The organism is Paraburkholderia sp. BGA-UO-ETr-F21 (assembly GCF_059567925.1).
Map to the genome: position 1 here is coordinate 901026 of NZ_JCAQOY010000037.1, position 26445 is coordinate 927470.

General features: G+C 64.2%; 24 protein-coding genes. 12 read left to right on the top strand and 12 right to left on the bottom strand.

Features of this window, described 5'->3' with window-relative positions; genetic code table 11:
• Positions 1–140 precede the first annotated feature (140 nt).
• Positions 141–1442: an MFS transporter gene (locus tag AC57B1_RS27710; protein ID WP_496419260.1), complete on the bottom strand. Its 1302-nt coding sequence runs from the start codon at positions 1440–1442 to the stop codon at positions 141–143.
• 396 nt (positions 1443–1838) lie between these two features.
• Here AC57B1_RS27710 and AC57B1_RS27715 point away from each other — a divergent pair, with 396 nt between their 5' ends.
• Positions 1839–2597 carry a response regulator transcription factor gene (locus AC57B1_RS27715; protein ID WP_496419261.1) on the top strand — a complete coding sequence of 253 codons (759 nt, stop codon included), beginning with the start codon at positions 1839–1841 and terminating at the stop codon, positions 2595–2597.
• Between the two features lie 16 nt (positions 2598–2613).
• Here AC57B1_RS27715 and AC57B1_RS27720 read toward each other — a convergent pair whose 3' ends face one another.
• Positions 2614–3519: a dihydrodipicolinate synthase family protein gene (locus tag AC57B1_RS27720; protein WP_408342566.1), complete on the bottom strand. Its 906-nt coding sequence runs from the start codon at positions 3517–3519 to the stop codon at positions 2614–2616.
• 347 nt (positions 3520–3866) lie between these two features.
• Between AC57B1_RS27720 and AC57B1_RS27725 the strand changes: the two genes are divergently transcribed.
• The 6 genes from AC57B1_RS27725 to AC57B1_RS27750 all read left to right on the top strand — a co-directional run bounded on the left by AC57B1_RS27725 (position 3867) and on the right by AC57B1_RS27750 (position 8846).
• Entirely contained in the window at positions 3867–4823 is a 957-nt protein-coding gene (locus AC57B1_RS27725) for a 4-hydroxyproline epimerase (protein ID WP_091809192.1), read from the top strand.
• On the top strand, positions 4820–5950 hold the full coding sequence (locus tag AC57B1_RS27730; RefSeq protein ID WP_496419262.1) for an NAD(P)/FAD-dependent oxidoreductase: 1131 nt from the start codon (positions 4820–4822) through the stop codon (positions 5948–5950). Before AC57B1_RS27725 ends, AC57B1_RS27730 begins: the two co-directional genes overlap by 4 nt.
• On the top strand, positions 5940–6218 hold the full coding sequence (locus tag AC57B1_RS27735; RefSeq protein ID WP_408342572.1) for a (2Fe-2S)-binding protein: 279 nt from the start codon (positions 5940–5942) through the stop codon (positions 6216–6218). The genes AC57B1_RS27730 and AC57B1_RS27735 overlap by 11 nt, the downstream gene beginning before the upstream one ends.
• Before the next feature lie 82 nt (positions 6219–6300).
• On the top strand, positions 6301–7584 hold the full coding sequence (locus AC57B1_RS27740; RefSeq protein ID WP_496419263.1) for an FAD-dependent oxidoreductase: 1284 nt from the start codon (positions 6301–6303) through the stop codon (positions 7582–7584).
• A gap of 154 nt (positions 7585–7738) precedes the next feature.
• Entirely contained in the window at positions 7739–8506 is a 768-nt protein-coding gene (locus AC57B1_RS27745) for a PAS domain-containing protein (RefSeq protein WP_496419338.1), read from the top strand.
• 10 nt (positions 8507–8516) lie between these two features.
• Positions 8517–8846 (top strand): hypothetical protein, encoded by a 330-nt coding sequence (locus AC57B1_RS27750; protein ID WP_007177862.1) that lies wholly within the window; start codon positions 8517–8519, stop codon positions 8844–8846.
• A 108-nt stretch (positions 8847–8954) separates the two neighbouring features.
• Here AC57B1_RS27750 and AC57B1_RS27755 read toward each other — a convergent pair whose 3' ends face one another.
• The 3 genes from AC57B1_RS27755 to AC57B1_RS27765 all read right to left on the bottom strand — a co-directional run bounded on the left by AC57B1_RS27755 (position 8955) and on the right by AC57B1_RS27765 (position 11779).
• A complete protein-coding gene (locus AC57B1_RS27755; protein WP_091807340.1) occupies positions 8955–9215 on the bottom strand; it encodes a hypothetical protein in 261 nt (86 codons plus the stop codon).
• 156 nt (positions 9216–9371) lie between these two features.
• Positions 9372–9704 carry a YdgH/BhsA/McbA family protein gene (locus AC57B1_RS27760; RefSeq protein ID WP_091807342.1) on the bottom strand — a complete coding sequence of 111 codons (333 nt, stop codon included), beginning with the start codon at positions 9702–9704 and terminating at the stop codon, positions 9372–9374.
• A gap of 191 nt (positions 9705–9895) precedes the next feature.
• Positions 9896–11779: a bifunctional sugar phosphate isomerase/epimerase/4-hydroxyphenylpyruvate dioxygenase family protein gene (locus tag AC57B1_RS27765; protein ID WP_496419264.1), complete on the bottom strand. Its 1884-nt coding sequence runs from the start codon at positions 11777–11779 to the stop codon at positions 9896–9898.
• 307 nt (positions 11780–12086) lie between these two features.
• On the opposite strand from AC57B1_RS27765, the gene aroQ reads away from it, so the two are divergent.
• Genes aroQ through AC57B1_RS27780 form a run of 3 tightly spaced genes read left to right on the top strand, consistent with a single transcriptional unit; the run spans position 12087 to position 14851 of the window.
• Entirely contained in the window at positions 12087–12542 is a 456-nt protein-coding gene (gene aroQ / locus AC57B1_RS27770; RefSeq protein WP_408342578.1) for a type II 3-dehydroquinate dehydratase, read from the top strand.
• Positions 12539–13429 carry a shikimate dehydrogenase gene (locus tag AC57B1_RS27775; RefSeq protein WP_496419265.1) on the top strand — a complete coding sequence of 297 codons (891 nt, stop codon included), beginning with the start codon at positions 12539–12541 and terminating at the stop codon, positions 13427–13429. The genes aroQ and AC57B1_RS27775 overlap by 4 nt, the downstream gene beginning before the upstream one ends.
• Before the next feature lie 45 nt (positions 13430–13474).
• Entirely contained in the window at positions 13475–14851 is a 1377-nt protein-coding gene (locus tag AC57B1_RS27780; protein WP_408295731.1) for an MFS transporter, read from the top strand.
• Positions 14852–14923: 72 nt separating this feature from the next.
• Here the strand turns inward: AC57B1_RS27780 and AC57B1_RS27785 are convergent, their stop codons facing one another.
• The 5 genes from AC57B1_RS27785 to AC57B1_RS27805 form a co-directional block, all read right to left on the bottom strand.
• Positions 14924–15619: a TetR/AcrR family transcriptional regulator gene (locus tag AC57B1_RS27785; protein ID WP_091807353.1), complete on the bottom strand. Its 696-nt coding sequence runs from the start codon at positions 15617–15619 to the stop codon at positions 14924–14926.
• Positions 15620–15713: 94 nt separating this feature from the next.
• Positions 15714–16994, bottom strand: coding sequence for an NAD(P)/FAD-dependent oxidoreductase (locus tag AC57B1_RS27790; protein ID WP_496419266.1), 1281 nt, complete (start codon positions 16992–16994; stop codon positions 15714–15716).
• Positions 16995–17136: 142 nt separating this feature from the next.
• On the bottom strand, positions 17137–17919 hold the full coding sequence (locus AC57B1_RS27795) for an anti-sigma factor (RefSeq protein ID WP_091807356.1): 783 nt from the start codon (positions 17917–17919) through the stop codon (positions 17137–17139).
• Positions 17919–18488 (bottom strand): RNA polymerase sigma factor, encoded by a 570-nt coding sequence (locus AC57B1_RS27800; RefSeq protein WP_091807359.1) that lies wholly within the window; start codon positions 18486–18488, stop codon positions 17919–17921. The genes AC57B1_RS27795 and AC57B1_RS27800 overlap by 1 nt, the downstream gene beginning before the upstream one ends.
• 448 nt (positions 18489–18936) lie before the next feature.
• A complete protein-coding gene (locus AC57B1_RS27805; protein ID WP_496419267.1) occupies positions 18937–19869 on the bottom strand; it encodes a dihydrodipicolinate synthase family protein in 933 nt (310 codons plus the stop codon).
• Positions 19870–20028: 159 nt separating this feature from the next.
• On the opposite strand from AC57B1_RS27805, the gene AC57B1_RS27810 reads away from it, so the two are divergent.
• Positions 20029–21012, top strand: a complete 984-nt coding sequence (locus AC57B1_RS27810; protein WP_496419268.1) for a LysR family transcriptional regulator — start codon at positions 20029–20031, stop codon at positions 21010–21012.
• 195 nt (positions 21013–21207) lie between these two features.
• Positions 21208–24288: a transglycosylase domain-containing protein gene (locus AC57B1_RS27815; protein WP_496419269.1), complete on the top strand. Its 3081-nt coding sequence runs from the start codon at positions 21208–21210 to the stop codon at positions 24286–24288.
• A gap of 30 nt (positions 24289–24318) precedes the next feature.
• Here AC57B1_RS27815 and AC57B1_RS27820 read toward each other — a convergent pair whose 3' ends face one another.
• Together AC57B1_RS27820 and AC57B1_RS27825 are read right to left on the bottom strand one after the other, a co-directional pair.
• Positions 24319–25557 (bottom strand): ROK family transcriptional regulator, encoded by a 1239-nt coding sequence (locus AC57B1_RS27820; RefSeq protein WP_408182756.1) that lies wholly within the window; start codon positions 25555–25557, stop codon positions 24319–24321.
• 30 nt (positions 25558–25587) lie between these two features.
• Positions 25588–26385, bottom strand: coding sequence for an ATP-binding cassette domain-containing protein (locus AC57B1_RS27825; RefSeq protein ID WP_091807369.1), 798 nt, complete (start codon positions 26383–26385; stop codon positions 25588–25590).
• Positions 26386–26445: the final 60 nt, after the last annotated feature.

Consider the following 26445-nt stretch of genomic DNA (forward strand, 5'->3'; position numbering starts at 1 on the left):
CGGCGGCGTGAACTGTGGATGTCGCCAGAAGCGCGTGACGCCGACCTCAATGCAAACAAAAACGGCGCACCGTGTGGCGCGCCGTCATTGCGAAGCAGAAGCGGAAAACAGCAGCCGAGAACAGCAGAAAAAGCCGCCGATCAGCGCTTTTGCGGCGCGTCCTTGATGAACAGCGTGGTCAATGCCCCGAGAATGCAGATTGCGCCGACGTACATCGGTGCGGCCATCGGATTCGACTTCATCATCAGCGAGACGGCGATCGGCGTCAGGCCGCCGAAAATCGCGTAGGCCACGTTGTACGAGAACGAGATGCCCGAGAAGCGCACCACCGGCGGGAACGCCTTGACCATCACGAACGGAATCGCGCCGATCACGCCGACGAACAGGCCGGCGAGCGCGTACAGCGGCAGCAGCGCCGAGCTATCGAGCGCGAGTTGCTGGAACATCACGTAGTACGTCACGGCCAGCGCCAGGCCGCCGATGAAAATGGTGCGCCCCGCGCCAATGCGGCCGGCAATCGAGCCCGCCATCACGCAACCGATCGTCAGGCACAGCGTCGCCACGCAGTTCGCCAGCAACGCAGTGGCCGGCGCGATATGAAACTGCTTTTGCAGCAGCGTCGGCGTCATCAGAATCACCACGACGATCGCGGCCGACAGCATCCACGTGAGCAGCATCGAGACGATCACGGCGCGGCCGTGGTCGCGCAGCACGGCCTTGAGCGGAACTTCGGCCGCAATCGCCTTGCGTTGCTTGAGTTCGGCGAACACCGGCGTTTCATGCAGCCAGCGGCGCAGGTAGACCGAGAACATGCCGAACACGCCGCCCACCAGGAATGGAATACGCCACGCGTAAGCGGAGATTTCCGCCGGTGCGAAGTTGCGGTTCACCGCCGAGGCGATCAGTGAGCCGAGCAGAATGCCCGCCGTGAGGCCGGCCGTCAGCGTGCCGCACGCATAGCCGACGTGCCGCTGCGGCACGTGCTCCGACACGAATACCCATGCGCCCGGGACTTCGCCGCCGACCGCCGCGCCTTGCATTACGCGGAACAGAAGCAGCAGGACCGGCGCCAGCACGCCGATGCTGGTGTAAGTGGGCAGCAGACCCATCATCAGCGTCGGCACGGACATGAGCAGCACGCTCAGCGTGAACATGCGCTTGCGGCCGAACAGATCGCCGAAATGCGCCATGATGATGCCGCCGAGCGGCCGGGCAAGATAGCCCGCGGCGAAGATGCCGAAGGTTTGCACCTGGCGCAGCCAGTCCGGCATCGCCGCCGGGAAAAACAGCTGGCCGATCGCCGGCGCGAAGAATACGAAGATGATGAAGTCGTAGAACTCCAGAGCCCCGCCGAGGGCGGCGAGGCCGAGCGTCTTGTAATCGCTGCGCCCAAGAGGGCGTGGGGTGACAGCCTGCGCTCCACCCAGATTTGTCGCTTGCATTGCTTGTGTCTTTTCTTGAATTGGGAGCCACACGTAGCGCGTGGAAACACGGCGGTCGTCGGGCGAGAAGTGTGGCAGGCGCTGGGTAGAGCACGGGACACCGGCGCGCCGGCCCGGGTTGGGGCAAGCACGATGACGACTGGGGCCAGGCGGGGATTTTACAGGATGAAAGCCAATCGTTTCTGGAGGTGCTTAATTGGACTGAAAAAGTTCCGCAAAACGCGCTTTTTCGTGGCATTGACGATGGCGCCATCAGAATCGTCGCAACCGAGTATGGGAATACGCGCCAGTGGTGTCGGGGTCGGCGGATTCATATGCAAATTCGGACTGCTCCTATGGGATGGCGCGGGCGTGCCTCTGAGAATCGCGTCCGAGCTATCAGTTAAGAGTTATCCCATGCGCATCGCCATCCTTCAACGTGACCCGGTCATGCGTCAGTCGATCGAAAGGGTCCTGACGTCCGCCGGCCACACCTGCACAGCTTTCGACGACGGCTTGAGCATGTCGAGAATGCTCGCGCGCTCCACCGTGGATCTGCTGGTGCTGGACTGGCAGGGTCTGCGGCTCTCGGGCGGCGAGGTCCTACGGGCGGCGCGTGCGGTGGGCGGCGACCGTCTGCCGGTGATGTTCGCCTCGGCGGACATGGCGGAGGATCATGTCGTGCGCGCCTTCGTTGCCGGCGCGGACGACTATGTCGGGTTGCCGCTGCGCGCTGCCGAGTTTCGCGAGCGGGTTGCTGCGCTGCTGCGGCGAGCGTATCCGGACAGGTTCAGTGCCGCGAGTTTCGACGTGGGCCCATACCATTTCGACACGCGCCGCCAGCTCGTCATGCTGCGCGGCCAGCCGGTCCAGCTATCCGGCACGCAGTACCGGCTGGCGTCGTTGTTCTTCTCCAATATCGGCCGCGTGCTGTCACGCGATCACATTTTCGCAATGGTATGGGGGCGCGAATTCCGCGAGTTCACCCGCACGATCGACAGTCACGTTTCGCGGCTGCGCCTGCTGCTCGAGATCGAGCCGCAAAACGAATTCCGGTTGCAACCAGTTTATAAAAGCGGCTACAGGCTGCTGCATCTGCGCCGCGGCGAATCCGTCGACGCAGACGCAGATGCAGACGTCGATGCCGACGCCGACACCGAGAAGCAGGCAGCCTGAAGCCGATCCGGTCAGATCAGATCTGCGGCAGCGTGGGCCGTGTTTCGATCGACTTGCGAATCAACGCTTCGACCGCTTTGCGTTCGTCGCCCACCAGCGGCAAGCGCGGCGGGCGCACCGGCTCGGTACCCAGTCCGACGATCGTTTCGGCGAGTTTGATGTTCTGCACCAGCTTTGCCGAGACGTCGAGTGCGAGCAGCGGTGCGAACCAGCGGTAGATCGCTCGCGCTTCCTCGAGGCGTCCCGCCTTCAATAGCTTGTAGATCGCCACCGTCTCACGCGGAAACGCGCACACGAGACCGGCCACCCAGCCATGCGCGCCCATCAGGATGGCTTCCATGGCGAGATTGTCGACCCCGCACAGAATGGCGAAGCGGTCGCCGACCACGTTGATCAGGTCAGTCACGCGCCGCACGTCGCCGCATGACTCCTTGATCGCGACGATCTTCTTCTCGTCGGCGATTTCCGCGAACATGTCGGGCGTCATGTCGACGCCATAGGCGAGCGGATTGTTATAGATCATCAATGGCAGTTCGCTCGCGTCGGCGACGCTGCGGAAATGGTGCAGTGTCTCGCGGCGGTCCGACAGATAGCGCAGTCCCGGCAGCACCATGTAACCGGCCGCGCCATGGCGGCTGCCGGCTTCGGCCTGACGACAGGCGTCGAGCGTACTGTTTTCGGCGATCGTCAACAGGACCGGCACACGGCCGCGCGAGGCCTCGACGGCGATGTCGAGCACTTGCAGCTTTTCATCCAGCGAGAGTGTCGACGCTTCGCCCAGCGATCCGCACACAATGATGCCGTCCACCCCCGCGTCGATCTGCGCCTCGATATTCTTACCGGTCCATGCGCGGTCTATGCTGAAATCCGCGTTGAATTTGGTGGTGACTGCGGGCAATACGCCTTCCCAGATATGCGCCACGACTGCTCTCCTGAGTGTGATGTGTTCCAGCGCAGTGTAAGCAGGGAAAATCCTGCCGTCTTGCGTGAATCGCGCGCGGCGAATGACGATTTCAGCATAACCGCTTTGCCTGAAGCGTCGCCGGGTCAAGGCGTATCCCTTATTTTGGGATAAGACGCGAAGTGAGTTGAAGTGCATGGCCGGCGCGACGCCACCTGCTGCGGGCCGCTCTCCGTGCGCGCCCGGCAGACGCTGCTGGACCGCTATCTATTGAGAGCGCGAGGTCGCCGCGCGTTAGTGTGACTATGCCGAAATCGTCACAATCCGCGCTTAAGCACACCAAGACTCGGCTGTCCGCCGTTTCTACCATGACGATCATGAAAACCTTAAACATCATCGACTCGCACACCGGCGGTGAACCGACCCGCCTCGTGGTGTCGGGCGGCCCGGATCTCGGCGGCGGTACGCTGGCGCAACGGCTCGAAGTATTCCGCACGCACTTCGACGACTGGCGCGCGGGCATCGTCACCGAGCCGCGCGGCTCGGATGTGGTGGTGGGCGCGCTGCTCTGCGAGCCCGATGACCCCACGTGCGCGGCCGGCGTGATCTTTTTCAACAATGTCGGCTACCTCGGCATGTGCGGGCACGGCACGATCGGGCTCGTCGTCTCGCTCGCGCACCTGGGACGGATCGGGCCGGGGCGCCATCGGATCGAGACGCCGGTCGGCGTGGTCGAAGCAACGCTCAACGAGGATGGCAGCGTCGCCGTACGCAACGTGCCGGCCTATCGCTATCGCGAGTCCGTGCAGGTGGAGGTGCCGGGCCACGGCGTGCTGACGGGCGACATCGGCTGGGGCGGCAACTGGTTCTTTCTCGTCGCCGATCATGGGCGCGCGTTGGAGGCCTCGCGTATCGGCGAATTGACGGCGTTCAGCGGAGCGATTCGCGACGCGCTGATCGCACAGCGCATCACCGGCGCGGAGGGTGCCTTGATCGACCACATCGAACTCTTTGGCCCCGGTTCGCGCGACGGTATCGACAGCCGCAGCTTTGTGCTCTGTCCCGGCAATGCATACGACCGCTCGCCATGCGGCACGGGCACCAGCGCCAAAGTGGCCTGTCTCGCCGCCGACGGCAAGCTCGCCGAAGGGGCCGTGTGGCGGCAGGAAAGCATTATCGGCAGCGTGTTCGAGGCGAGCTATCGCCATGCCGGCGACGCCGTCCACGTGATTCCCACCATTACCGGCCACGCCTACATTACGGCGGAAGCGCGTCTGTGCTTCGACGAGCGTGATCCCTTTGCGTGGGGCATCCGCACGGCATGACGGCAGACGTGTTGGTCGTCGGGGCCGGCATTGTCGGCGCGGCCTGCGCGGCGGAACTGGCGGCGCTCGGCATGCGGGTCGACGTGTTCGACGCGCGGGGCATCGGCGGCGGAGCGACGGCGGCGGGCATGGGCCACATCGTCGTGATGAACGACTCGCCGGCGGAATTCGCGCTGAGTCGGTATTCACGAGACTTGTGGCTCGAACTCGCGCCGCAACTGCGCGCGCGCGACGCGTTCGCGCGCTGCGGCACGCTCTGGGTCGCGGCGGACGAAGAGGAGCGACAGGCCGCCCGCGTGATGCATGCCGCGTTCGAGGCTCAAGGCATAAAGGCGCAACTGCTCGACGCGGCCGCGTTGCGGGCTTGCGAGCCGGCACTGGCGCCGTCGATGGCGGGCGGTTTGCGCATTGAACACGACAGCATCGTGTATGCGCCGACCGTTGCCGAATGGCTGCTGACGCAATCGCCGGCCGCCGCAAATATTCGCGTGCGCCTGGGTGCGGAGGTGACCTCGATCGGCGCGAACGGCCTCACGCTTGCCGACGGCGAACGTGTCGGCGCGGCGCACGTCGTCGTTGCCAATGGTCTGGGTGCGCAGCACCTCGTGCCGTCGCTGCCGCTGCAGCCGAAAAAGGGCCACCTGCTGATCACGGACCGTTATCCTGGCCTGATCCGGCATCAGCTGCTGGAACTCGGCTACATCAAGAGCGCGCATCACGCGGCGGGCACGTCGGTGGCGTTCAATGCGCAACCGCGGCCCACGGGGCAATTGCTGATCGGCTCGTCGCGCCAGTTCGACAGCACCGATCCCGCCGTCGACATGCCCGTGCTCGCGCAGATGCTGCAGCGCGCCGCGCACTACCTGCCGGTGCTGCCGACGCTCAACGGCATTCGCGCGTGGACCGGATTTCGCACGGCCACGCCGGACGGCCTGCCGATGATCGGCGCGGCCGGCGATTTCGCCCCCGGCGTATGGCTTGCCGTCGGGCACGAGGGCCTCGGCGTGACGACCTCGCTCGCGAGCGCGAAGCTGCTTGCCGCGCAAATCGTGGCGAGCGTCGCGCCGATTGCGGTCGAGCCTTATCTACCTGAGCGTTTTGCCCGAAAGGTGGCGCATGACTCGTAGCAGCGATGCGGCAAGCATCCACTTGACGATCGACGGCCGGAGCATCGCTGTCGCGCCCGGCACGACGGTGGCCGCTGCGCTCGTGCTGGCGGGCATTCGCAGCACGCGGATGTCGGTGAGCGGCGAGCCTCGCGCCGCGCTGTGCGGCATGGGTGTGTGCCAGGAATGTCGCGTGACGATCGACGGCCGGGCGCATGTGCTGGCGTGCCAGGCCGTGTGCCGGGAGGACCAGGTCGTTCGTACGAACATTGCGGTGGACATGCCGTGAAACAGCCATTCGACATCGAAGGCGGAGGGCGTTCTCTGGCGCAGTCCCGTCTGGGCCGACTCGACGACGCGCCAGCCACACTATGAAACAACACTTCGAGATCGTCATTGTCGGCGCGGGTCCGGCCGGCTTGAACGCCGCGCACGCTGCCGCGCGCACGGGAGCCACGGTCGCTCTGCTGGACGACAATCCGCGCGCCGGCGGCCAGATCTGGCGGCAAGGTCCGGGCGATTCGCCGCAAGCGCCGTTGCGTCACCTCCTCGACGCGCTGAGCGGGCAAGGCAACCTCACGCATTGGCCGTCGACTCGCGTGGTTGCGCCGCTGGATTCACGCGGGTTGCTGCTCGAATCCGCGCAGCACGGCGGCGCGTGTATCACGTATGAGCGCCTGATCCTTGCGACCGGCGCGCGAGAACGGCTCTTGCCGTTCCCAGGCTGGACATTGCCGGGCGTGACCGGCGCGGGCGCGCTGCAGGCGCTCATCAAGGGCGGCATGCCGGTGCGTGGCGAGCGGATCGTGATTGCCGGCAGCGGTCCGTTGCTGATCGCCGCGCTCGCCACGGCGCGCGCGGCGGGGGCGCAGGTGGTGGCGGTGGTGGAGCAGGCGTCGGCATTCGACGTCGCGCGTTTCGGCGTCTCCCTGCTGGCCGAGCCCGCCAAGTTGCGGCAAGCCGTCGGCATGACGCGCGGGTTCGCGGGCCTGAATTACTGGACCGGCAGTATCGTCGAAGCGGCGCATGGGGACGGCCGCGTCGAGCGTGTCACCATCGCGCGCGGGACGGGGAGGCGCGTCACGCTCGATTGCGACCGCATCGCGTGCGGCTATGGGCTCGTGCCGAACGTCACGCTGGCGCAAGCGCTCGGCTGCGCGATTGGCGAGGCGGGCGAGATTGTCGTCGACGGCGAACAGCGCACATCGGTGGAGAACGTGTTCGCGGCGGGCGAGTGTACCGGGGTCGGCGGCGCCGAGCTGGCCGGTGTGGAGGGCGAGATCGCCGGCCTCGCTGCAAGCGGCGCGGCAGCGGTCCACGCCGCGCTCGACACGCAGCGGACGCGATGGCGCGGGTTCGGCCGACGTGTCGACGCGGCCTTCGCCCTGCGCGCCGCCGCACGCACGCCGCCCGCTGACGCCACGCTGCTGTGCCGCTGCGAGGACGTGAGCATCGGCGAAGTCCGCGAGTTTGCGAACTCGCGCGACGCCAAGCTGCATACCCGCTGCGGCATGGGCGCCTGTCAGGGAAGGATTTGCGGCGCGGCGGCGAGCCTGTATTTCGGTTGGGAGGCCGCGGCGCCGCGCCCGCCTTTCAGCCCGGCGCAAATCGGCACCTTGATGGCGGCGAATGTGGAGCCGCCGCCAACCGAATAAGCCGTTTGCCCACAGGCCGTGTGGACACAGGCTGGCGGATATTGTTCGGCCGTGGCGCGGACCTATAATCGACCGCACGCGTCGACCGCGAGCCTGCAACGGCGGTCGCGCCCCCCAATGCTCCATCAACGCACGGACCAACGAGACCCGCATGATGAACACGCTGGCTCATCCGCTCGAGACGGACGACGCAACGCTGTCCGGCATGCTGTCGCACTTCAGGCTGCTGGAGCCGGTGTTCGACGCGATGCCGGATGTCGTGTTCTTCGTCAAGGACGCCGAGGCGCGCTATGCGCTGGTGAACCGCACGCTCGCGTCCCGCTGTGGCTTCAAGGAAAAGACGGCGCTGCTCGGCAAGACCGCCGAGGACGTGTTTCCGCGCCGTTTTGGGCGCATCTACACGGCGCAGGACAAGGCGATCATCAACGTCGGCAATCAGCTGATCGACCAGCTGGAACTGCATCTGTATCCCGGCAGGCAGCCGGGCTGGTGTCTGACCTGCAAGCAGCCGCTGCGGGATGCGGCGGGCAAGGTGGTCGGCCTCGCCGGCATTTCCCGCGACCTGAAAGCGGACGAAAGCAGTCATCCGGCCTACAGCCGACTCGCCGCGGTGGTGCAGTCCATCCAGGCAAACTACGTTCAGCCTTTGAATCTGAAGCAGCTTGCGGCGATGGCCGATATGTCGGTCGCGCAACTGGAGCGCTATTTTCACAAGGTGTTTCATCTGACGCCGCGCCAGGTCTTGCTGAAGGCCCGGCTGGACGCCGCGACGGCGCTGCTGGTCTCGCACGACAAGGTCACCGACGTCGCCGCGCTGTGCGGTTACACCGACCACAGTGCGTTCACGAGGCAATTCAAGGCGACCGTCGGCGTGACGCCGACCGAGTACCGCATGCTGCTGCACGGCACTTCGCGGAGCTGAATCGCCGGACATGGCTCGTCGCAAGCATCACTACTATGTCTACGTCGTCGCGCTGGACGACAAGGTGTGGAACGAGGCGCGCTTTCGGCGCGCGAATCCGGACTACCGGTTCGACAAGCCTTGCGTCTATGTGGGAATGACGGGACTGGACCCGGATCTGCGCTTTGACCGGCATAAGGCCGGCATTCAGGCCAATCGCTATGTGCGCGATTACGGCTTGCGGCTCGTGCCTGAGTTATATGAGGTGTTCAATCCCATGCCTTACCGCGGCGCACAGGATATGGAGGTGGAACTGGCGATTGGACTGCGCGAAGCGGGCTACGGGGTGTGGCAGGCGTGAGTTGCGCGATCCGGCCGTGGCGTTTGTCCGCGGGGCTCGTCACCGCTTGACCGCCTAAGGGGCTCGAACCTTCGCGCGCGCCTTTGAATGCGGTTATCGCGGCGCGCGTTACTTCACACCGAGGCCACGCAGCACGGCGTTGCCTTCAGGCGTCAAACGGATATGCGAATTGCCGGCGTCGCTGGAAACCGTTTCAATCAGTCCGGCTTCGTGAAGCTGCGGGATCTCGGGTTTGGCGGACGCGTCGATCGGCGCGTGCAGCAACAGCAGCAACGTCGCCAGTTCGTGGTGGCTCAGCAGGCGGCGCAGGATGGTAGGCCGCTTTGCCGGCGCCGCGGCGTCGTTTGTGTTCGAATCGGGCTGGTTCATGGTGCACACCTTGTGCGGGTTAGTGTCGACTGGATGATGAGGACGAAGTCTTAAACGATTCTTAAGACACCATTATCCTGTAACACCGTGACACGAAGATTGCACCGACCCAAGTTACCGTTTGTCACACTGACACGTGCTTTCGGCCGCAAACCCTTACGGGGCGCAGGTTTTGCCCGCTGTCTCGATCCACAGGTTGTTCACGTGGCGTTTGCCCGCGTAGAAACGGTAAGTCGTGGCGCCATTGTCGCTGCGCACCTTGACGATATTCGAATCGCCGAAGTCGAGCATCTGGCCTTGCGGAATCGCCGTGGATTTGAACGCGGCGTTGTGGCTGGAGGCCACTTGCGTCAGACACGAGACCACGTCGTTGACGGAGCGCTGCGTGGTGGTGTCCGCGACCGGCTCGCCGGCATCCGGATTCTTCTGGAAGTACGCACACGCGCTGAGAAGCAGGGGAACTGACAGGACTACGGCAAACTTCTTCATATCTCTCCTGGCGTTACATTCGGCTGACAGTACGTGCGACGCCCGCACATGGCACAGCCGCGCGGCATGGACCGCGAAATCAGGCGCCATTATATCGGTGCGGCGCGGCTCCCCAGTCGATGCCGCACGCGCCGTGCCCGGCTGGCCCCGCCGGACGGACCTTCCTGTGCCTGTGCGACCCGCCGGAAAGCCTATTTGCGGCGCTGCGCTTGCGCCGCAAGCCGCACGGCGGCATTGGCCGCGCCATAGCCGTCGTAACCACCGCGCCGCTCGACGATTTCCATGAAGAAACGCTGGTCGAGCTGTTCCGTGTAAGCGTGGAAAAATTCGCCACCCCGCTCGTCGCGGTCGTACAGGATGTTGTTAGCGCGCAGCGCCTCCAGCGTCTCGTCCGGTAACGCGTAGCGAGCGGCGAGATCCTCGTAGTAATTGCGCGGAATGCGCAACACCGGCAAGCCGTCGGCGACGAATTCGGGCATCGCGCTGAAAATGTCGCCGGTGCTGAAAGCGACGTGGTTCAGGCCGGACCCGTGATACGTGTGCAGCGCCTCGGCTACCGCCGTGTGATGGTCCACGGAGGCATTCAGCACGATGCGCACCGAGCCGTCGCGGCTGCGCAGCGCGCGGCTGCGTACGAGACCGTAGGGATCGGGCACCAGCACGCCTGGCTCGGCGTCGAACCCCAAGGCGGTTCGCAGGAACAGCACCCACGTATCCAGCGAATTCGCCGGCACCGACAGGCAAACATGGTCGATACGGCTGAGCGGCCCGACTTCGGTCGGGCCGTTGACGTCGGTGAGAACGAAATCGGCCTCGAACAAGGTGGGCTGATCCGGCGTTTCGTCGACGAAATAATTCAGGCTGCTGTCCGGCGCCTGCACGGCGGGCAGCACGCGTTCGTTCGGCCCGATCTGCCCGGAGAACGGCGCGTAGCCGAAGCCGGCGGCGCGCTCGAACGCCTGGTGGGCGTCGTCCACGCGAAACGCCGACGCGCACAGCGACAAACCATGTTGCTGGAAAAACGCATTGGCGAACGAATCCGGCTCGGCGTTCAGCACGATCGAAGCCGCGCCGTGCTGGTAAAGCGTCACCTCTTTCGAACGATGCCGGCCGGCCTCGCGAAAGCGCAGTTTGCCGAGCCAGTCGACGAGTTGCGCGCGCGTGCCGTGGTCCACCGCGAATTCGAGAAACTGATAGCCGACGTGCGCGGGCGCCGCGGGCGAGCGGTACAGGTCGCCGACCGGCTGCTGCGTGGATTCGAGCAACGCGCGCGTCTGTTCCTCGAGGAACAGCAGCGAACGATGGCCGTCCGCGGCCGTGATGGTGGTGGGCGCGGCGCGAAAGCCGTCGTTGAAGATTTCCAGCGAAAGCGGCCCGCTATAGCCCGTTTTCACGACCTGCGCGGTGAAATTGGCGAGATCGAAATCGCCCTGGCCCGGGAAGCAGCGATAGTGACGGCTCCATTCGAGCACGTCCATGGCGAGCTTCGGCGCGTCGGCGATCTGCACGAAGGCGATGCGTTCGCCCGGAATATCGGCGATGCCGTCCACCGTGTCGTTCAACGAAAGCGTGTGAAAGCTGTCGAGCACGAGCCCAAGATTGGGATGATTGACGGCATTCACGAGTTTCCACGCGTGCCGGTACGTCTTGACGTGTTTGCCCCACGCGAGCGCCTCGTAGCCCGCGATCACACCGGCAGCCTCGGCGGCGCGGGCCAGCGCGCCGAGCTGATCGGTCATCAGCGAATCGTCGCCGATGGTGTCGGGCGATACGTTGCTGCACACCAGAATGCGGTCCGTACCGAGTTCATGCATCACGTCGAACTTGCGCTTTGCGCGGTCGAGATTGCGTTCGAGGCGCTCCGGGCTGACACCGTCGAAATCGCGAAACGGCTGAAACAGCATGATCTTCAGCCCGAGATCTTCGGCGATACGCCGTACGTCGGCGGGTGAACCGTCGAAATACAGCAAGTCGTTTTCGAAGATCTCGACGCCTTCGAAGCCCGCCGCCTGAATCGCGGCCAGCTTCTCGACAAGGGTTCCGCTGATCGACACGGTGGCAATCGAACGTTGCATGGACGGCTCCTGCTAAAACAATCAAACGGCTGTTGGATAAGGCGGGCAACGGCGTCTCGCGCGGCACTCGGCAGGCATGCTGCAATGCGCAAAATGAGCCACTCCGTTACCAATATCAGCAAGACGCAGGCCACAATGGCCCACGCTAACCGAAGTTTCCGACAGTTTATACAAACTAACTAGATGGTACAAATTCGTAGAAACCCCGAATGACGGCGGCGGCCAATGCGCGCACACTTCGGTCACGTTGCCAGAGCATCGCGGTCGCCGTGGTTGGCTCAGGCCTCACTTTGCAGGAGTGGATCTCATGAGTTTTGCCTCCGTACTGGTCCTCAATGGACCGAATCTCAACTTGCTCGGCACGCGCGAGCCGACCTTCTACGGCTCGGAAACGCTCGACGACGTCGCGAAACTCTGCCGCGATGCCGGCGAGCGGCTGGATCTGTCGATCGACTTCTGCCAGTCGAACGCCGAGCATCAACTGATCGACTGGCTGCACGCGGCGCGGACCAAGGTCGATGGAATCGTGATCAATCCGGCGGCTTACACCCATACCTCGGTTGCCATCGCCGACGCGCTTTCCGCAATCGAAAAGCCGGTGATCGAAGTGCATATTTCAAACGTGCATCGCCGCGAGGCGTTCCGGCATCACTCGTACGTGTCAGCGGTGGCGGAGGCGGTCATCATCGGTTGCGGCACGCAAGGCTATGTACTGGCGTTGGAGCGGATGGCCAGCATTCTTAAGCATAGGGCGGCGAAATGAACTCACAAGCGAACTCACAAGTGAACTCACAAGCAACACCTCATTCCTATCTGGTCGGTCTGATCGGATCGGGCATTGGCGGATCGCTGACGCCCGCAATGCACGAGGAAGAGGGCAGCAAGCTCGGCCTGCACTACGTGTACCGGCGTATCGACCTGGAAGCGTTGAAACTCGACATCGCCGCCTTGCCTGATCTGCTCACGGCCGCCGAACGCATGGGCTTCAACGGTCTGAACATCACATATCCGTGCAAGCAGGCCGTAATTCCCCTGCTCGACGATCTGTCCGACGACGCGCGCGCGCTTGGCGCGGTCAATACGGTCCTGTTCAAGGACGGCAAACGTATCGGCCACAACACGGATTGGTCCGGTTTCGCCCGCGCGTTCCAGCGCGGCTTGCCGGACGTGTTGCTGGAGCGCGTCGTGCAACTGGGCGCGGGCGGCGCCGGCGCGGCGGTCGCGCACGCCGCGCTGAACATGGGCGCGAAATCGCTCACGCTATTCGATGTGGATGCCACGCGCGCCGCCTCGCTAGCCGAGGAATTGCAGAAGCGTTTTCCTGCCGCCGCGGTCAGCGCCGGCAGTTCGCTCGCCGAGTCGCTCGCGGCCGCCAATGGCCTGATTCACGCCACCCCCACCGGCATGGCGAAATTGCCCGGCCTGCCGCTGCCGGTCGAATTGCTGCACCGCGATTTGTGGGTGGCGGACATCGTCTATTTTCCGATCCGCACCGCGCTGCTGGAGGCGGCCGAGGCAATCGGCTGCCGCACGCTGAGCGGCGGCGGCATGGCGGTGTATCAGGCGGTCGACGCCATGCGCATCTTCACCGGTCTCGAACCCGACGCCGAGCGGGTGTACAGCCATTTTCAATCGTTGCTGCAACGCTAAGCGGCAGCGCACCAACCGCTAACAAGCAGAGGAGACGATCACCACATGCAGCAACCCATTTCATCCACCCAGGCCGACGCCGCGCCGCCGAAAGGCGCCGCGGTAAGCACCGCGCGCCGCTCGAAAGCCCGCTATCAGATTCTGGCGCTGCTCGCGGTCGGAACGATGATCAATTATCTCGACCGGACGGTGCTCGGCATCGCCGCGCCGCAGTTGACCAAAGAGCTCGGCATCAACGCCGCGCTCATGGGGCTGCTTTTCTCGGTGTTTTCGTGGAGCTATGTGGCCTCGCAGATTCCGGGCGGTCTGTTTCTCGACCGCTTCGGCAGCAAACTCACTTATTTTCTGTCGATGACCTTCTGGTCGCTGTGCACGCTCGCACAAGGGCTGGTGCACGGCATCGGCGGGCTGTTCGCGTTCCGGCTCGGCCTGGGCGTCTCGGAAGCGCCGTGTTTTCCGACCAATAGCCGGGTGGTCGCCACGTGGTTCCCGCAGAGCGAACGCGCCATGGCGACCGGCACGTACACGGTCGGCGAATACATCGGCCTGGCTTTTTTCAGCCCGTTCCTGTTCATGCTGATGGGCGCTTTCGGCTGGCGCTCGCTGTTCTACGTGGTGGGCGGCGTCGGGCTCGTGTTCGGCGTGATCTGGTGGATGTTCTATCGCGAGCCGCGCGATCACCCGTCGGCGAATCAGGCGGAACTCGACTATATCGAAGCGGGCGGCGGTCTCACGAGCGCGAAGAAGAGCGGCGATGCATCGGACGCCACAGGTGCGGCGGCGAAGGCGAAGAGCGGCTTCGAATGGCGCACCATTGGACGGCTGCTCAAGCATCGTCAACTGGCCGGCATCTGTCTCGGTCAGTTCGCGGGTAACTCGACGCTGGTGTTCTTCCTCACCTGGTTCCCGACGTATCTCGCCACCGAACGCCACATGGCATGGCTAAAGATCGGCTTCTTCGCGATCATGCCGTTCATTGCCGCTTCGATCGGTGTGATGTTCGGCGGCATTTTCTCCGACTGGCTGCTGCGCCGCGGCAAGTCGGCGAACGTGGCGCGCAAGCTGCCGATCATTGCCGGCCTGCTGCTCGCGTCGACCATCGTTCTCGCCAACTATGTCGAGAGCAACGTGGCGGTGATCGCGATTCTGTCGGTGGCGTTTTTTGCCCAAGGCATGGCGGCGCTGGGTTGGACACTGGTGTCGGACATTGCGCCGGAAGGCCTGCTCGGCGTGACCGGCGGCATCTTCAACTTCGCCGCCAACCTGGCCGGCATCGTGACGCCGCTGGTGGTGGGTTTCATCGTCGCGGCAACCGGCTCGTTTGTCGGCGCGCTGGTGTTCATCGGCGCGATCGCGCTGGTCGGCGCGCTGTCGTACATCTTTATCGTCGGCGATATCAAGCGGATCGTGCTGGTGGATTGAGCGGTCCGGGACCAGACGAAAAAAACGGGACGTGGCGCGAGCCACGTCCCGTTTTTCACTTTGAGGCTTGCCTCAGTCGTCTTTGCGCACGAAACGCAGTACGGCGTCGACGATCATGGCGCGATGCCGCGCGCGCAAGCGCGGATGCGACGGATCGCGCCCGAACGCCGCGCCGAAGGTGTGGCGATTGCCGACCCGGTGAAAGCACAGCGAGCTGATCAGCAAATGCAGATCGATCGGATCGAGGTCGCTGCGGAACTGCCCGGTCGCGATACCGCGCTTGAGCAGATCTTCGATCGTATGAATCACGGTGACGTTGCGGCCTTTGAAGCTCTTGACCTGCTCGACGTACTTGGCGCCGTGAATATTTTCGATGGTGACGAGCCGCACGAAATCGCGCTGACGGTCGTGATAGTCGAACGTGAACTCGACTAGCGCGCGCATTCCCTCGATTGGGTCGAGTTCGCTGACGTGCAGATCCTGTTCGAGCGCGCGAATGTCTCCGTACACCTTTTCCAGCACCGCCTGGTACAACCCTTCCTTGCTGCCGAAGTAGTAGTACAGCATGCGCTTGGTGGTGTTCGTACGCTCCGCGATCGCGTCGACGCGCGCGCCCGTCAATCCCATCGCGGAGAACTCCTGGGTCGCGACCTCGAGGATGTTGCGCTTCGTCTGTTCGGGATCGTACTTGCGCCGGGTGTCGGTACGCGGACTGTCGGACGGGATGCCGTTGGTATCAGGCTCGGCAGCCTTGCTTCCCTTTTTCATTGTGTATTCGAGCGGCAGTGACGGCGCATTCTAGCATGGCCAAACTGGCGTCCGACGCGGGTCCCGGGCATAAGCGGCCGTGTATTGGCCAACGTCAAACAGTGGGCCTGCGGCGCGCGGCGAGCGCGTCGCGCGTCTGCATCGCGGTGTAGGTGAGTTGCGCCGCCGCGAGACCCAGCGCGCCATACGTCGGAGTCAAACCGAACGACGCGAATGCCTCGGGCACCGGACGCTCGCCCGCAATGGCGGCCGCCAGCAGTTCGCCGGACACGGTAGTCGGCGCCATGCCGTGCCCGCCGAAGCCGACCGCATACCAGACGCCGTCGGTGCTGCGGCCGATTTGCGGCATCTTGTGCCGCGCATAGCTCATCAGGCCGCCCCATGCGTGTTCGATGCGCACGTCGTGCAGTTGCGGATAAACCTTGAGCAGATCGCGCCGCAAGAGGCGCGCGATCACCTCGGGCGCGCGCTCACGCACCGAAATGCGGCCGCCCCACAGAATGCGTGTGTCGGCCAGCGGCCGGTAATAGTCGAAGGCGAAGCGGGTGTCGTAGACGGCGGCGCGGGTGTCGATCGCATCTTTCAGGCGTGCGCCGAGCGGCTCGGTGGCCATCACGTAGGTGGCGATCGGCAGCACCGCGCGTTCGACGCGCGGGTAGACGTGCCGCGCGTAGCCGCCGCCCGCCATCACGACGTGGCGCGCTTCCAGCGCGCCGTGCTGTGTGTGCACCACGAACCCGTCGCCATCGCGCTGCAGACGCACGACCGGCGAGTGCTCATGAATCTGTACGCCGGCATGGGCCGCGGCGCCGGCCACGCCGAGCACGTATTTGAGCGGATGAAAGTGGAACGCGTTGCGCTCGAACAGCCCGCCGTGATAACGGCTCGTCTTGAGCTGTGAAGCCAACTGTTCCGCCGTCACCGGTTCCCACTCGACGCCGAACGAATCGCGCATGAGGCGACGCTGCGACTCGAGCCGCGCCGGTTCGTCGAACCAGTTGGCGAGGATCACGCCGGCGTCGGTCGCGTCGCAGTCGATGCGATAGCGCGCGATGCGCTTTCTCATCAGATCGACGGCGTCGGTGGTCAGCGTGTACAGTTCGCGGGCGCGAGCCGCGCCGAGGGTTTTCAGCAGATCGGCGCAATCGAGGCTGTAGCCGCCGAACACGAAACCGCCGTTGCGCCCGGAGGCGCCGAAACCCACCTGACGGGCTTCGAGCACGGTGACGTCGGCGACGCCCCGCTCGGCGAGTCCCAATGCCGTGGACAATCCCGCGAGACCGCCGCCGATGATGCAGACATGGGCGCTACGGCGCCCGGCCAGCGGCGCATAGGCGGACGAACGCGTGACAGTGGCTTCGTAAAAGCTTTGCATAGGGCTAGGGTAGCGGCAATCGCGCGCTTGCGTGCAGCCGTTGCGCGATCCGCTTGTCAAACGGTGGATACGAAAAGCCGGCGCCCGCGTCGAGCGAATGCCGGCCTGGCCGGACCAGGCGTCGAGGCGAACGGGAGCGGCCTCAGGACACCGGCAGCAACTTGCCGGTGAACACCACCGGACCGCTCGGCGCGTTGTGATCGGGCGAGCCGCCCGGCGCTTCGATCGAGACGGCCAGCGCCGCGTAACTCTCCGGCTTCTGCTGACCGGCGGTGACCTTGCCGTTCGCGCTGTCCGGCAGCATGCCGAGCGAAACCGGATGGCCGCTCGCCGGAATGCCCCACAGTTCCATGGCCCGGCCCGCGGGCAGATCGACCTTGCCGAGCGGATGCACGGTCATGGTCGAATGCGCTTCGTCCCACGCGACCAGCATGACCGGATGCGCGTCCTTATTGTTCAGCACGGCCACATGCGACACGGCCGTTTCGGGTTGCTGAGCCACGGTCGGCGCCGTGACAGGCGCGGTGGCGGACGGCAACAGTGAGCGCACCGCGACCACCAGGGCGACTGCCGCGACGCCTGTGACGCCGAGTGCCCAGCCGCGCCAGAACGCCAGGTTCTCGAACAGGCTGCGCGACGGCCGCGCGGGTATTTCCACCACGCTGCGCGGGCGTGCCGCTTCCCGCGCCGCCGTGAGGCCGAGACGCCGTTCGATGGCTTCCCACACGGCGGCCGGCGGCATGCGCGGCTCCGCGAGCTCGGCCATTGGCGAGATGCGGCGCTGCCATTCGTCGACGGCCTTGCGGATCGTCGTGTCGTGGTCCGCGTAGCGTTGAAAGCGGCGGCGCGCGCCACCACGCAGCGTGCCGAGCACATACTCGGCGGCCAGCAGATCGACTAGCTGAGGATAGCGATGGAGATTCATCACTCGCCTCCCAGGCAGGTCTTGAGCTTGGCGAGGCCGCGTCTGATCCATGACTTGATGGTGCCGAGCGGCACCGTCAGCACTTCGGCGATCTCGCTATGGCTCTGGTCGCGCAGGTAGGCGAGGGCAACTGCCTGACGCTGCGCCGGCTCCAGTTGCTGCATGCAGCCGGCCAGCAAACGTGCCTGCAGGCTGACCGCCGTCAGCGCTTCGGGATCCGGATCGCCGGTTGCCACGAGATCGTCCAACGCATCGCTCCATTCTGTTTCCTGCGAGTTGACCCGCCGCAGGTGATCGAGAGCACGATTACGGACGATTGCCGACATCCACGTCATCGGGGCGGACAGCGCGCGGCGATAGTCGCCGGCAAAACGCCAGATATTGACGAAGCTGTCCTGCAAGACTTCTTCGGCCCACTCGTGCTTGCTCAATATACGGAGGGCAAGGCCAAACAGTTTCGGGGCGGCGAGATCATATAGCTCGCGCAATGCCGCGCCGTCCTGTTTGGCGACACGTTCGAGCAGCTCGGCGAGGGTTTCCGGCGTCAGTTCTCGAGGATTGGCGGTCATGGAGAAAGTTAGGGTGAGCTTGCGGGCCTATGTTACTCAATTTCTCCGTCGTCTTATATGCGGTTTTTTTCGTTGGGCGCGCATCCGATGAGGCGAGGTTCGCGTATGTGGCTGCAGAGACCGGCGTTGCGTGAGTTGCGTGCGTTCGTTCGCGCGATGACAGGATGGCGGGCGAAGAGGACACGGGGTGCGTGTGAGTGAGGGTAGGGCCGTTGCGCCAGTCGATGAACGGCGGGCAACGGAGCCGCGCGATGCGGGACGGATAGCGCATCGCGGGTGGTTTGACAAAGCACGGGGGTACGGCTCATTTCTGATGAGGTCGAAGGCGGTTGTCGATGGATCGGCAACCGCCTTCGACCGGAATGGGTTGGCCGGCTCAGGTCATGCTTGCTGGCGTCCGCATGTGCGTCTGCATGTGCGTTCGGTTGCGCTTCGTCGCGCCTTCGGCTTATCGCCCCCAGCGCAGCACCAGCGGATCGAGCCGTCGCGCGACCTTCAACAGTCCTTCGCGTGTGGCCGGATGCATTTGCGGTAACGGATGGCGTACCGCGTCGGAACGGATCACGCCGCCTTCCTTCATCAGCGCCTTGCACGACGCGAGGCCGCCCTGGCGGTTTTCGTAGTTGATCAGCGGCAGCCACTGCTGATAGTGGCCGGCGGCCGCCTCGGTGTCGCCGGCCGCATAGGCGTCGACGATCAGACGGATGCCGTCGGCGTAGCCGCCGCCCGTCATCGATCCGGTTGCGCCCGCATCCAGATCGGCCATCAGCGTGATCGCCTCTTCGCCGTCCCATGGACCCACGATTGCGTCGCCGCCGAGCTCGATGAGTTCGCGCAGTTTGTTGGCCGCTTGCGGCACTTCGATCTTGAAGTACGACACGTGGTCGATCTCGCGCGCCATGCGGGCGAGAAACGGCGCGGACAATGGCGTGCCGCTCACCGGCGCGTCCTGAATCATGATCGGAATCCCGATCGCATCGGACACGATCCGGTAGAACTCGTAGATGCCGCGCTCGCCGACGCGGATCGTCGCGCCGTGATACGGCGGCATGATCATGACCATCGCGGCGCCCGCGGCCTGTGCGCTGCGACTGCGCTCGGTGCACTGGTGCGAACTGAAATGCGTGGTCGTGACGATCACCGGCACGCGGCCCGCGACGTGTTCGAGCGCCACGTGCATCAGCGTCGTGCGCTCGTCGTCGGACAGGGCGAACTGCTCGGAGAAATTCGCCAGAATGCACAGCCCGTTCGAACCCGCGTCGATCATGAAATCGATGCAGCGTTTCTGGCCTTCGAGGTCGAGCCGGCCGGCGTCGTCGAAGATGGTCGGCACGACGGGGAACACGCCGCGCAAGGCGCTGGAAGTGGATGCCTGAGTCATGGTGATAAGCGTTGTCGCAAAGTGTGGGTCGATTCCATGCAGGATGGCTGTCGCCGACTATACGGAGCTGGGCCCGGCAGGTATATTGAATTGTTTCCATCTTGTGATCGCTTTTGCGACTCACCTTCGCGACTTACCTCCGCTTTCGCTCGGCAAGCCATGAAAGACACCCTGAACCTCCTGCTCTCGAAACTGCGCATGAAGCAACTCCAATTGCTGATTGCGCTCGACGACCAGAAGTCGCTGCACAAAGCCGCCGGTGCGATGTCGCTGACGCAGTCGGCGGCCAGCAAGGCCTTGCAGGAACTGGAGTCGATGCTCGACGCGCCGCTCTTCGAGCGGTCGAAAAGCGGCATGATCCCGAACCAGCTCGGCCATTGCGTGATCCGCTACGCGCGCCTCGTGACGACGGATCTCACCGCGCTTTGTCAGGACGTCGCTGAGATACGTTCCGGGCGCGGCGGGCGTCTCGCGATCGGCGCGATCATGGGCGCGATTCCGGAGTGCGTCGTGCCGGCGCTGAATCAACTGCATGCCGGGCAGCCGAACCTTTCCGTCGAAGTGGTGGAAGACACGAGCGCTCGCATGCTGCAGCAACTCGACGACGGCCGGCTCGATCTGGTGATCGGTCGCGCGGCGGTGGCGGCCGATCCATCGAAGTATCACTATCGTCCGCTAGGCGACGAGCCGCTCTCGGTGGTGGTGGGCTACGGTCATCCGCCGTTGCCGAGGAAAGAGGTGAAACTGCGCGATCTGGCCGGACATCGCTGGGTGATGTATCCGTCGCACATGCCGCTGCACGCGCTGCTCGAACGTGAGATGGATCTGGCCGGTCTGGACATGCCGGATAACCCGGTGTCGACGGCTTCGACTTTCGTCACGGTCGCTCTGCTGCAAAGCAGTCACGATCTGGTTTCGCTCTTGCCTACCGCGATTGCCGGTATGTTCGTGCGAAAAAAGATGCTGCGCCTCGTTCCGGTGAAACTCAAATCGCCGTCGCAGACTTTTGGCGTTGTCACGCGCAAGGGTGGGGAGCTGTCGCCGTCAGCGGAACAGTTCGTCGAATTGCTGAGTGCGCAGGCGGCGAAGCCAACGCCAAGACGGTTGCCGGAGCACACGGCACGAAAGCAAAAAAGCGCCTGAAGCAGCGCTTTTTCGACACGCGAAAGACTTTCAATATCTCACGGCAATGGCCACTGCGCCATGCGTCGCAAAAGGGTGTTGTAGCCGCGACACTCTCGGGTAAATCCGTACCGATCGCGGCTTCATGTTCCGCGCTACACTCCTTTGAAGGTGCGCCAGGTCAGAAGAGCATGGCGCCCGCTCGGGGAGAGCAGCATGAATCGGCCACTGGTTCGGTTACCGTTTCGCGCAACAGGCACGGCGTCTGTGCGGAAGTGGTTCAAATGGGCGCTGGCGGCGGCGTTACTGCTCCTGCTGGCACTGGCGGCGCGCTTTTGCCAGGTCGAGATCGAAACCTCGCGATTGCAGGCGCGCTATCTCTCCGAACTGACTCGCGACGTGGGTTTCTCCGTCGCCGACGGTCCCAGTCACTCCATCCGTTTTCCTCAAGCCGACAAAGGTCCCTACGACAGCCGTCTAGGCTATGCGCTGCTGCCGTCGATCCAGCAGCGCCTGCTGCAACGCGGATTCGAAGTGAGCGCTCAGGCGCGCGATTCCGAGCGGATGCTGTCGCTGGCGGATAACGGCCTCTTTCTTCCATACGAAGAAAAGGATCGGGCAGGCTTGCAACTCTTCGATGGCACGGGCGCGCCGCTCTTCTTCGCGCAGTTCCCGGGCCGCGTGTATGACAACTTCGACGCGATTCCGCCGCTCGTCGTGAATTCGCTGCTTTTTATCGAAGACCGTTATCTGCTCGATCCGGATCAGCCGAACCGCAATCCGGCAATCGACTGGGGCCGCTTCAGCCGTGCCCTGGCGGATCAGGGCGTGCGCTTGTTCAACCACCATCAGTCGCAGCCCGGCGGCAGCACGCTCGCCACGCAGATCGAGAAATTCCGCCATTCGGCAGACGGGCGCACGGCGAGCCCGCCGGAGAAATTGCGGCAGATCGCGTCGGCCTCGGTGCGCGCCTATCTGAACGGCCCGCAAACCATGCCGGCGCGCCGGCAGATCGTGGTCCACTATCTCAACTCGGTGCCGCTCGCCGCGCAACCGGGCATCGGCGAAATCAACGGCATTGGCGACGGACTCGCCGCCTGGTACGGGCGCGATTTCAACGACATCAATCGCATTCTGAAAGCGCCTTCGACTGAACAGAATCTGCCGGAGCAAGGCGTGGCGTTTCGCCAGGTGCTCTCGCTGATGATCGCGCAACGCGCGCCGTCGTATTTCCTGCATCACGGCTACAAAGAACTCGAACGGCTGACCGACAGTTATCTGCGGCTGCTCGCGAACGGCGGCATCGTGTCGATCCCGTTGCGCGATGCCGCGCTGTCCGCCGTGGTGGATTTGCACCGCATGCCCGTGAGAACGGCGAGCACGGAGTCCTTCGTGTCGCGCAAGGCGGTCACGTCCATGCGCTCGCATCTGCTAGCCGCGCTCGGCATTCCGAGTTTTTACGAACTCGACCGCCTCGATCTGCAGGCGAAAGGCACGCTCAACAACGCAGTGCAGCAAGCCGTGAGCGAACGCCTCGCCGCTGCCGCTACGCGCGACGGTGCGAAGGCCGCGGGTCTCGTCGGCTTCGAAATGCTGCGCGCGTCGGATGATCCTTCGAAGATCGCTTATAGCTTCACGCTGTTCGAGCGGCGCGACGGCGCTAACCTCGTGCGCGTGCAAACCGATAGCGTCAACCAGCCGTTCGATATCAATTCTGGCGCGCGGCTCAATCTCGGTTCGACGGCGAAACTGCGTACCGTGGTGACGTATTTGCAGATCGTCTCAGATCTGCACAAGCGTTATGCGCCGCTGAGCACAGCGGAGCTGAAAGCCGTCAAGTACGATCCGAACGACCAGCTCACGCGCTGGTCGCTCGATTATCTTGCGCACACATCGGACCGCTCGCTGCAAGCCATGCTTGACGCTGCCGTGGAGCGCAAGTATTCGGCCAGTCCTGGCGAAACCTTCTATACGGGCGGCGGCGCGCAGACCTTCAACAATTTCGAATCCGACGACAACAGCCGCATCCTGACCGTACACCGTGCGTTCCAGCATTCGGTGAATCTGGTTTTCGTGCGATTGATGCGCGACATCGTTCATTACGAAATGGTGCAGACCACCGGGCCGTCGTCGCAATGGCTGGGCGATCCGCAGATCCGCAAGATGTATCTGACGCGCTTCGCCGATCAGGAAAGCCGCGTGTACATGAATCGTTTCTATACGAAGTACCACGGCAAGACGCGCGACCAGGCGTTGGCGCTGCTGCTGCTCGGCGTGCGCAAATCGCCGCCCAAAGTGGCGACGGTGTTACGCAGCGTCGCGCCCGACGAGTCGAATGCATGGTTCAACGCGCAGATGCGCGCGGCGCTGAAAAACACGCCCGCCGCCTCCGTGCTCGACGACGAGGATCTGGGGAATCTGTATGCCAAATACGCGATTGACCGCTTCAATCTGAACGACCGCGGCTACATCTCCAGCGTGCATCCGCTCGAACTGTGGGCGCTCAACTATCTGCGCGAGCATCCCGACGCCACGCTCGACCAGATTCAGAGCGCGAGCCGCGACGTGCGTCTGTCGACGTATTCATGGCTCTTCAAGACGCGCTATCACGCCACGCAAGACCGCCGCATCAAGCGGATGGTCGAACTGCGCGCGTACGATGCCATCGGCAAATCGTGGCAGGCGCTCGGTTATCCGTTCGCGACGCTCACACCTTCGTATGCGGCTGCAATCGGCGCGTCGGGCGATCGGCCCGCCGCGCTCGCGCAACTGATCGGCGTGATTGCCAACAATGGCGACAAGGTGCCGACAGAAAGCCTCACGCAACTCGACTTCGCGAAAGACACGCCTTACGAAACGCATTTCCAGCGCGCGGCGGTGGCGCCGCAACAGCAGTTATCGCCGGAAATCGCCGGCGTGGTGAAAGTGCTGTTGCGTGACGTAGTGACGGGCGGCACCGCGAAACGTCTTGCGCAAGGCATGACATTCCCCGATGGCCAGACCCTGGAGGTGTACGGCAAGACCGGCACCGGCGATCAGCGCTTCAATGTGTTCGCCAAAGGCGCTCGTCTGATCGAGTCGCGCAAGGTGAACCGCAGCGCGACCTTCGTGTTCGCGATGGGCGACCGCTTCTACGGCACCTTGACCGCGTGGGTGCATGAACCGTATGCCGCGCATTACGAGTTCACGAGCGCGCTGTCGGTGCAGTTGCTGAAGTCGATGGCGCCGGTGTTGCAGCCGTTGCTGGACAACCCGCCGGCAAAGACGGCTTCGGTCAGGAAGGTTGCGGCGCAATGATCACGGGTGAAAAGTGCCGGTGCTGATGAATCACGCCGGCGTCTGATAAACCGTTTCCGCTGCCGGTTTGAGGAATAGCTCGTGCACCGGCGCGAAATGCGCATAGAGCGGCAGAATCGCGCCGCCCATTGCGCGCGCATCGGCTCCGATTGCACCTTCCAGCAGTTGCGGCCGCACCATGCCTTCCCATTCGAAACGGTCGAGCACGCGCTCGGTGCGGCGAATGATTTCCCGCACCAGTTGCCGGTCGAGTTCGCCGTCGATCACGATCGCTTCGAGGTCGAGCAACGCGGCTGCATTGGTCAGCGCGTTGGCGATCGCCGGGCACGCGCTGTCGAGCCATTGTTCGGTGTGCCGCCACATTTCCGGCGACAACGCGCGATGATCGTGCGCGGCCGCGGCCGGTGCACCCGCATCGTTCAAGAGCTTTTCGAGCACGAAGCCCGAGGCCGCGTGCAGCAACTGGCGCGCGGGTTTGCGCGGGCCGCCTTCGCGCAACGGAATCGAGCCGACCGCGCCCGCGTTATCGTGCGGGCCGCCGTGCAAACGGCCGTCGATCACGAGGCCGCCGCCGATAAACGTGCCGACGAACAGATACAGAAAGTTGTGGATGCCGCGGCCCTGGCCCATCACGAGTTCGGCGGCGCAGGCAGCCGTGGTGTCTTTGGCGAACTCGACGGGCAGGCCCGTCATGGTGGCGATGCGCGAGCGCAGATCGATCTCGTGCCACGCCTCCAGCGCGTCCGGCGGCGCGCCTAAAAAATCGCGCCAGCCGCCGAGCCACAAGGGCGCCGCGACGCCTACGCCGACCACCTGGCTGGCCTTCGCGCCGAGCGTCTGGTTCACGCGCGCGAGCTTGCTTTCGAGCGCGGGAAACAGCGTGCGCGGATCGGGGTACGCGTATTCGAAGACATCGCGATGCACGACATGACCGGCAAAATCCATGGCCAGCACGTCGAGACTGCGGCGTCCCACCTTGATGCCGATGGTGTACGCGCCTTGCGCACGCAACGCGATCGGCACGGACGGCTGGCCGATTCTGCCGCGCACCCGCGCCTGTTTTTCGAGCAGGCCGTCGTCGATGAGGCGCTCGACGATCATCGACACCGTCTGCATGGAAAGGCGCGTGAGGCGGCTCACGTCGGCTTTCGGCAGCGGCCCATGCAAGCGGATCGCCTGCAGGACGATGCGCTCGTTGAATTGCCGCATGCCGACCTGATTCGAGCCGACCGTGCGTTTGAGAGGCGAGCGGGTGCCGGTGGTGTCCATGGTGGGAGCCCGCTCAGCAGGATGCGTGGATCATGCAATCGCCTTGACGTCGGCTTCCTTTGCACCCGTCATGATTGCCACGGCCTCCGACATATGAATGTCCTTCCGGTTCACGAGCGCCGCGCGCCGGCCGAGTCGCTGAATATGGATACGGTCCGCGATCTCGAACACGTGTGGCATGTTGTGGCTGATGAGGATCACCGGCAAGCCGCGATCGCGCACGCGGCGGATCAGTTCCAGCACCATGTTGCCTTCCTTCACGCCGAGGGCGGCGGTGGGTTCGTCGAGAATCACCACGTGCCGCGCGAACGCCGCGCTGCGCGCTACGGCCACGCCCTGGCGCTGGCCGCCCGAGAGCGTTTCGACCGCCTGGCGCATCGAGCGGATGCCGATCTGCAGGTCTTTCATATGCGCGGTCGCTTCATCCAGCATGCGGCGCTTGTCGATCATCTTGAAGATGGAGCCGCGCCAGCCGGGTTTGAGCAGTTCGCGGGCGAGAAACAGGTTTTCGGCGATGCTCATGGCCGGCGCCACCGCGAGTTCCTGATACACCGTTTCGATGCCTTGCGCGCGGGCATCCAGCGGGCTGCGGAATTTGACCGGTTTGCCGTCGAGCAGAATCTCGCCTTCGTCCGGCACGGTTGCGCCGGAAAGGGCCTTGATCAACGACGATTTGCCGGCGCCGTTATCGCCGATCACGGCCATGATCTCGCCGGGCAGCACTTCGAAATCGCAACCGTCGAGCGCGGTCACGTTGCCATAGCGTTTGATAAGACCGCGCGCCTGCAAAACGGGCATTGCGGTTGAAGCGGAAGTGTTTGTCGACATGACGGGCTCCATGTACGTAGTGCGGTCGGCCTGACTCAGCGCTTTAGCGCTTACTTCGGC

Excerpts from the sequence above, each read along its gene's own strand:
- AC57B1_RS27710 (WP_496419260.1), bottom strand. The coding sequence starts at position 1,442 with ATGCAAGCGACAAATCTGGGTGGAGCGCAGGCTGTCACCCCACGCCCT.
- AC57B1_RS27715 (WP_496419261.1), top strand. The coding sequence starts at position 1,839 with ATGCGCATCGCCATCCTTCAACGTGACCCGGTCATGCGTCAGTCGATC.
- AC57B1_RS27725 (WP_091809192.1), top strand. The coding sequence starts at position 3,867 with ATGACGATCATGAAAACCTTAAACATCATCGACTCGCACACCGGCGGT.
- AC57B1_RS27730 (WP_496419262.1), top strand. The coding sequence starts at position 4,820 with ATGACGGCAGACGTGTTGGTCGTCGGGGCCGGCATTGTCGGCGCGGCC.
- AC57B1_RS27735 (WP_408342572.1), top strand. The coding sequence starts at position 5,940 with ATGACTCGTAGCAGCGATGCGGCAAGCATCCACTTGACGATCGACGGC.
- AC57B1_RS27740 (WP_496419263.1), top strand. The coding sequence starts at position 6,301 with ATGAAACAACACTTCGAGATCGTCATTGTCGGCGCGGGTCCGGCCGGC.
- AC57B1_RS27745 (WP_496419338.1), top strand. The coding sequence starts at position 7,739 with ATGAACACGCTGGCTCATCCGCTCGAGACGGACGACGCAACGCTGTCC.
- AC57B1_RS27750 (WP_007177862.1), top strand. The coding sequence starts at position 8,517 with ATGGCTCGTCGCAAGCATCACTACTATGTCTACGTCGTCGCGCTGGAC.
- AC57B1_RS27755 (WP_091807340.1), bottom strand. The coding sequence starts at position 9,215 with ATGAACCAGCCCGATTCGAACACAAACGACGCCGCGGCGCCGGCAAAG.
- AC57B1_RS27760 (WP_091807342.1), bottom strand. The coding sequence starts at position 9,704 with ATGAAGAAGTTTGCCGTAGTCCTGTCAGTTCCCCTGCTTCTCAGCGCG.
- AC57B1_RS27765 (WP_496419264.1), bottom strand. The coding sequence starts at position 11,779 with ATGCAACGTTCGATTGCCACCGTGTCGATCAGCGGAACCCTTGTCGAG.
- aroQ (WP_408342578.1), top strand. The coding sequence starts at position 12,087 with ATGAGTTTTGCCTCCGTACTGGTCCTCAATGGACCGAATCTCAACTTG.
- AC57B1_RS27775 (WP_496419265.1), top strand. The coding sequence starts at position 12,539 with ATGAACTCACAAGCGAACTCACAAGTGAACTCACAAGCAACACCTCAT.
- AC57B1_RS27780 (WP_408295731.1), top strand. The coding sequence starts at position 13,475 with ATGCAGCAACCCATTTCATCCACCCAGGCCGACGCCGCGCCGCCGAAA.
- AC57B1_RS27785 (WP_091807353.1), bottom strand. The coding sequence starts at position 15,619 with ATGAAAAAGGGAAGCAAGGCTGCCGAGCCTGATACCAACGGCATCCCG.
- AC57B1_RS27790 (WP_496419266.1), bottom strand. The coding sequence starts at position 16,994 with ATGCAAAGCTTTTACGAAGCCACTGTCACGCGTTCGTCCGCCTATGCG.
- AC57B1_RS27795 (WP_091807356.1), bottom strand. The coding sequence starts at position 17,919 with ATGAATCTCCATCGCTATCCTCAGCTAGTCGATCTGCTGGCCGCCGAG.
- AC57B1_RS27800 (WP_091807359.1), bottom strand. The coding sequence starts at position 18,488 with ATGACCGCCAATCCTCGAGAACTGACGCCGGAAACCCTCGCCGAGCTG.
- AC57B1_RS27805 (WP_496419267.1), bottom strand. The coding sequence starts at position 19,869 with ATGACTCAGGCATCCACTTCCAGCGCCTTGCGCGGCGTGTTCCCCGTC.
- AC57B1_RS27810 (WP_496419268.1), top strand. The coding sequence starts at position 20,029 with ATGAAAGACACCCTGAACCTCCTGCTCTCGAAACTGCGCATGAAGCAA.
- AC57B1_RS27815 (WP_496419269.1), top strand. The coding sequence starts at position 21,208 with ATGAATCGGCCACTGGTTCGGTTACCGTTTCGCGCAACAGGCACGGCG.
- AC57B1_RS27820 (WP_408182756.1), bottom strand. The coding sequence starts at position 25,557 with ATGGACACCACCGGCACCCGCTCGCCTCTCAAACGCACGGTCGGCTCG.
- AC57B1_RS27825 (WP_091807369.1), bottom strand. The coding sequence starts at position 26,385 with ATGTCGACAAACACTTCCGCTTCAACCGCAATGCCCGTTTTGCAGGCG.